The organism is Parvibaculum sp., assembly GCF_049672805.1.
Taxonomy (GTDB): Bacteria; Pseudomonadota; Alphaproteobacteria; order Parvibaculales; family Parvibaculaceae; genus Parvibaculum.
The window spans coordinates 1-5,211 of sequence record NZ_JBATWS010000175.1 but is presented as its reverse complement, the minus strand read 5'-3'; the positions used below and the strand labels follow the sequence as shown (position 1 = coordinate 5,211).

Sequence of the window (5,211 nt, the reverse complement as noted above, 5' to 3'; positions counted from 1 at the left end):
AGGCGGCATCGCCTATGTGCTGGACGAGGACGGCATGTTCGAGCGGCGTTGTAACCTCTCCATGGTCGATCTCGAACCGATCAAGGAAGAGCATGATCTGATGGAGCGTCACCGCCACCAGACGGGTGATCTCGAAACGCATGGCCGCGTCGATGTCATGAGCGACATGACCCGCTTTGACTCCGAGAGGCTCCATCAACTGATCGAAAACCACGCGCGTTACACCAACTCGGCTCGCGCGCGGCAGATACTGGATAATTGGGACGCCATGTTGCCGAAGTTCCGCAAGGTGATGCCGGTCGAATACCGCCGCGCCCTTCTGGAAATTCAGCGCGCGCAGGAAAATGCCGCACAGGCCATGATCGCAGCAGGAGAGTGAGCGTGGGAAAGATTACTGGCTTCCTCGAAATCGACAGGCAGGACCGCAAGTATCTTCCTGCCGCCGACCGGATCCGCAACTACAAGGAGTTCGTGATTCCGCTGGCCACTGAGGCTGTGCGCGATCAGGCGGCTCGCTGCATGGATTGCGGCATCCCCTATTGTCACAATGGCTGCCCGGTGAACAATCAGATCCCCGACTGGAACGATCTGGTTTATCACGACCAGTGGCTGGAGGCATGCCGCAACCTCCACTCGACCAACAACTTCCCGGAGTTTACGGGTCGCATCTGCCCCGCGCCGTGCGAGGCAAGCTGCACGCTGAACCTCACCGACCAGCCGGTCACGATCAAAACGATTGAATGTGCGATCGTCGATCGCGGCTGGAAGGAAGGCTGGATCGCGCCCCAGGTGCCCGCCGAAAAGACAGGCAAGCGCGTCGCGATCATCGGCAGCGGCCCTGCCGGCCTTGCCGCCGCGCAGCAGCTCGCCCGGCGCGGCCATGATGTTCATGTCTTCGAGAAGAACCGGAAAGCAGGCGGCCTGCTCCGCTATGGCATTCCTGACTTCAAGATGGAAAAGCATCTGATCGACCGCCGTCTCGGGCAGATGGAAGCGGAAGGCGTGACCTTCCATTACGGCGTGCATGTCGGTGTTGACCGGCCTGCTGCCGAGATCGTCGCCGAGTTCGATGCGGTGATCCTCGCTGGCGGCTCCGAAACACCGCGCGATCTGCCGGTTGAAGGCCGCGACCTTGCGGGCGTTCACTTCGCGATGGAGTTTCTGCCACAGCAGAACCGCCGCGTCTCCGAGGAGCCTATCGGGCAGGTCGAGCCGATCCTCGCAGGCGGCAAGCATGTCGTCGTCATTGGCGGCGGCGATACGGGATCGGACTGCATCGGCACCTCCTTCCGTCAGGGCGCCCTTTCCGTCACACAGCTTGAAATCATGCCCGCACCGCCGGAGCGCGAGAACAAGCTCCTCACCTGGCCGGACTGGCCGCTCAAGATGCGGACCTCCTCCAGCCAGGCAGAAGGTGCCGCGCGTGACTTCGCCGTGATGACACGCCGCATCATCGGCAAGAACGGCCATGTCACCGCCATCGAATGTGTGCGTGTGGATGAAAAGATGCAGCCCGTTCCCGGCTCGGAGTTCGAGCTGAAGGCGGACCTCGTCCTCCTCGCCATGGGCTTCGTCCATCCCGTGCATGATGGCATGTTGAAGGAACTCGGCGTCGCGCTTGATCCGCGCGGCAATGTCGCCGCCGATACGGCGACCTACAAGTCGAGCCTCGACAAGATTTTCACCGCTGGCGACATGCGGCGCGGGCAGTCCCTCGTTGTCTGGGCCATCCGCGAGGGCCGTCAGGCTGCCCGCGAGGTAGACCTCTTCCTCATGGGGGAAACAAGACTTCCACGCTGAACTGCGTTAAAGGAAAATCAAGTATCGCCCCCGTGACCACCCGTCACGGGGGTTTCTTTATGAGAAACACGATTATGAGCAGAACTCCGGCAGAGGAAGACACAAGACAGCACTGGAAAGACGGCATCCGCGTGATGCTTCCGCTCTTTCCGGGCGTCATCCCCTTCGGCATGATTGCAGGCGTTGTCGCTTCCGATACGGGGCTCGACATGCTGGCGGGCATCGGCCAGTCGATCATCGTCTATGCAGGCATGTCCCAGATCGCCGCGACACAGCTTATCGGCGAGGCAGCCCCGTTCTTCGTCATTGTCATGACGGGCCTCATCATCAATCTGCGCCTCGCCATGTATAGCGCGGCCCTTGCCGAACATGTCTCGGCCCTGCCGCTCGCCAAGCGCTGGCTCGTCGCCTATCTGATGACGGATCAATCCTATGCGCTGAGCGCCCTGCGATATGCCGCCCGGCCCGAGATGACGCTTGCAGAGAAATATGCCTTCTATACGGGCGGCGCAGTTCTCATGTGGAGTGTCTGGCTCGCGGCAACGGCGGCGGGCTATCTGCTCGGCAACCGCATTCCGCCGAGCTGGTCGCTCGACTTCATCGTGCCGCTGAGTTTTCTTGCGCTCATCGTGCCCGCCATTCGCGACCGCGCAAATGCAACCGCCGCGCTGGTCGGCGGTAGTATCGCCGTGCTCGGGTGGAACCTGCCCTTCAATCTCGGTCTTTTCCTCGCTGCCCTTGCAGGGGTGCTGGCGGGTTATACGGTTGAAACCCGTGCCTTGCGGAAGGAGGAGCAGAAATAATGTCCTCCGAGGCAATCCTACTCGCGGTCATCGCCATCGGCATCGGCACTTTCGTGCTGCGCGTCTCATTCATTGAGCTCGCAGGCCGCATGCCTCTGCCGCCCCGCCTCTCGCGAGCGCTGCGCTTTCTTCCTGCGGCTGTGCTTTCGGCGATCATCCTGCCTGCCGTGCTGAAACTGCCGGACGGAACAATCGACTTCACACCGACCAATCCGAAGATCATCGCCGCGCTCGTTGCAACGCTCATTGCGTGGCGCACAAAGAGTTCGATCTTCACCATCTTTGGCGGCATGGCGCTTTTCTGGTTGCTGAACTGGCTTGCCTGAAAGAAAGCGCGCGCCCCACCCGCGCGCCTCACTCACGGCACCGCGCAACAGCCTTGCGCCCTCCTGCGTGCGGGCGCGCTCCCGTTCGATCCAGCGGCGTATTTGCGCCCAATCCGTCTGGCGCACCTCGTTTACCTCTGCCCTCACCGCATGTGATGGCGCGGTGAGGCCCGCATCCGCCATCAACTCGTTCCATGCCGTCGCATGGGTCACGACCACATCCTGCACCGGCCCAACCTCGAACCCGTTGACCAGCGTGGCGAGCCGCTCGCTGTTGAACACAAGAAGGATCATCGCGCTGAGCACCAGCGCAATGGTGAGCCGACGCACGGAAGCGCGCGTTTCCGCCTCGCGCAAGGCAGCGCTTTCGGCTTCATGAGCCGCTGCTTCTGCTTCCGCTTCCTGCATCAGATCAAGCATCTCTGCCTCAGAACTGGAAATAGATGAAGGGTGCAACACCCTCGGGCGCTATTGCCCAGATGACCCATATGCCACCGCCGAAAAGAACAGCGAGAAGCGGCGCGGGCAGATATTCAACGCCACGCGCCAGCCAGTTACCGAGCCGCACGGGCGTAAACTGAAAGAACATCGCAATCGCGATGAGCCCCGCCGCGAAAGGCGTCACATAAAGGCTCGGATCGCCCCAGCGCGCAAAACCGGCAATGTAGTCCGATGCAGTCGAGAAACTGTCTGCGCGGAAGAAGATCCACGCAAAGCAGACAAGGTGAAATGTCCAGATGACACCCACCACATAGCGCGCGCCATTGCCGATCGTAGCGATGAAGCCGCCGGGATCGGTATGTGAAGGCGCGAACTCCTCAAGCTTTCCCTTCATGTAGCGCTCCGCCGCCAGCATCGCGCCATGGAACGCGCCCCAGAACACGAATGTCCATGCCGCGCCATGCCAGATACCGCCGAGAAACATGGTGAGGAAGAGATTGCGATAGGTCTTCACCTCGCCGCCGCGATTGCCACCCAGTGGTACATAGAGATAGTCGCGGAGCCAGGTGGAGAGCGAGATGTGCCAGCGCCGCCAGAAATCCTGAAGGCTCGCCGCACGGTAGGGCTGGTTGAAGTTATCGAGAAAGCGATAGCCAAGCAGCGCCGCAACGCCGATGGCAATGTCGCTATAGCCCGAAAAGTCGCAATAGATCTGCACGGCATAGCCATAAATGCCGATGAGAAGATCAAGCGCACTCACCATTCCGGGATCAAAGAAAACCGGGTCCACCAGTTCGGTGGCGAGATAATTCGCGATCACCATCTTCTTGGCGAGGCCGGAAAGGATGAGCACCAAACCAATGCCAAGATATTCCCGCGTCAGCGCCGCTGGGCGATGAAGCTGCGGCAGAAAATCTGCCGCGCGCACAATCGGTCCCGCCACAAGCTGCGGGAAGAAAGAAATGTAGAGCGTTACATTGAGGAGCGAGCGTTCTGCCGTGACGTGGCCGCGATAAATATCGACCACATAGGAAATACCCTGAAAGGTGAAGAACGAAATGCCGATTGGCAGGATCACCTGCATGAAGGGCAGATCGCGCTCAAGCCCCACCGCCTCAAGCAGCGCCGCGAAAGAGACAAGGAAGAAGCCGTAATATTTGAAGAAGCCGAGGATTGCGAGATGCGAAACGGTCGATATGCCAACAATGAATTTCCGCAAGCCCTCGCGCTCTGCCCGCGCAACCGCAAGCCCTGCGATATAGCTGATTAACGTTGAGAGAAAGAGCAGACCTAGAAAGCGCCAGTCCCACCACGCATAAAAGAAATAGCTCGCACCGACGAGAAAGAGTTTCCGCGCTTCCGGCAGCCCGCGCACGGCCCAGCTGATCACAAACACGATCAGGAAAAAGATACCGAACTCAACTGTCGGAAAAATCATACCGTTCCGCCACTCACGTGCGTCAACCACGCGCACACATCGCCCACGCTAACCATCAGGGGGGCATGACGGAATGGAGGCATTTTCCTCGCTCGCACGGCAAAGCTCAATCACTGCTTCCGGTTATAGTTAACGCTGGCGTGCAAGCCTCTCCGCCCATCAGCGCCGAGGCGAGCGATGCCGACAGCCGATCCGCCCCTTCGCGGCGCAGATGAACCCGGTCGCCATGCATGAGCGGCGGCTCCAGACGTGCCCAGTCATCGGCCGCACAGCGCCCGCCCATCGCTTCACCGCCATCCCAGAAAAAGGCACCGCGCGAGACAGCCTCCTCCTTCAGCGCCTGCCGCACGGCATCAAGCCGGGGCGGCGTCGCCCATCCGCCCTGGCAGGCCTGGCCCGTCCC

General features: G+C 60.7%; 6 protein-coding genes and 1 pseudogene. 5 read left to right on the top strand and 2 right to left on the bottom strand.

Going from position 1 to position 5,211, the window contains the following annotated elements; all coding sequences use genetic code 11:
* The 5 genes from WBF74_RS05720 to WBF74_RS05700 all read left to right on the top strand — a co-directional run.
* Nucleotides 1–379: hypothetical protein (locus WBF74_RS05720; protein WP_424436512.1), on the top strand; the 379-nt coding region annotated here is incomplete at its 5' end.
* Between the two features lie 2 nt (nt 380–381).
* Complete coding sequence (locus tag WBF74_RS05715) at nt 382–1,800, top strand: glutamate synthase subunit beta (RefSeq protein ID WP_424436509.1); 1,419 nt, start codon at nt 382–384, stop codon at nt 1,798–1,800.
* A gap of 74 nt (nt 1,801–1,874) precedes the next feature.
* Nucleotides 1,875–2,603 (top strand): AzlC family ABC transporter permease, encoded by a 729-nt coding sequence (locus tag WBF74_RS05710; RefSeq protein WP_424436506.1) that lies wholly within the window; start codon nt 1,875–1,877, stop codon nt 2,601–2,603.
* The gene (locus WBF74_RS05705) at nt 2,603–2,929 is read left to right on the top strand and encodes an AzlD domain-containing protein (protein ID WP_424436503.1); all 327 of its coding nucleotides are present in this window, start codon (nt 2,603–2,605) and stop codon (nt 2,927–2,929) included. The genes WBF74_RS05710 and WBF74_RS05705 overlap by 1 nt, the downstream gene beginning before the upstream one ends.
* The gene (locus WBF74_RS05700) at nt 2,922–3,308 is read left to right on the top strand and encodes a hypothetical protein (RefSeq protein WP_424436500.1); all 387 of its coding nucleotides are present in this window, start codon (nt 2,922–2,924) and stop codon (nt 3,306–3,308) included. Before WBF74_RS05705 ends, WBF74_RS05700 begins: the two co-directional genes overlap by 8 nt.
* 48 nt (nt 3,309–3,356) lie before the next feature.
* Here the strand turns inward: WBF74_RS05700 and WBF74_RS05695 are convergent, their stop codons facing one another.
* Both WBF74_RS05695 and WBF74_RS05690 read right to left on the bottom strand, forming a co-directional pair.
* On the bottom strand, nt 3,357–4,808 hold the full coding sequence (locus WBF74_RS05695) for an MBOAT family O-acyltransferase (RefSeq protein ID WP_424436497.1): 1,452 nt from the start codon (nt 4,806–4,808) through the stop codon (nt 3,357–3,359).
* 106 nt (nt 4,809–4,914) lie between these two features.
* Nucleotides 4,915–5,211: pseudogene (locus WBF74_RS05690) on the bottom strand (hypothetical protein); the annotation flags it as partial.